Annotated in this window: 1 protein-coding gene; it reads right to left on the bottom strand. The window is 58.4% G+C overall.

The window, feature by feature from the left end:
- Nucleotides 1–99: 99 nt before the first annotated feature.
- Nucleotides 100–317: hypothetical protein (locus B0D78_RS13005; protein WP_205948336.1), on the bottom strand; the 218-nt coding region annotated here is incomplete at its 5' end.

Below are 317 nucleotides of genomic sequence, written 5' to 3'. Positions count from 1 at the left end.
AGAAGGGCGGAGCGAATAAGACTCCGCCCTTTTTCTCTGCATTGCCGGTCCTTTCTCTTTGCATTGCCGATACGGGGACCGGAACGTCGAGCCGAAACGCTATCTCCGTTTCGACGCCCGCAGCAGACGTTCCAGCTCGGCCATGCGTGCTTTCATTTCCGCCCGTTCATGGATCTCGCGGGTAAGCATAGCTTTCATCTCCGCGATCTCCTCGGCCTGATGGGAGTTGGTCTTCTCCATTGACGCCACCTGCGCCTGCAGCTGGGCGTTCTCCTTCTGCATCACGTAGACGCTGCTCATCGGGCCTTTGCGGTAAC

The organism is Pyramidobacter sp. C12-8 (assembly GCF_002007215.1).
GTDB lineage: Bacteria > Synergistota > Synergistia > Synergistales > Dethiosulfovibrionaceae > Pyramidobacter.
Note: the sequence above shows the minus strand (reverse complement) of the source record. Positions and strands in the feature narration are given on the sequence as shown.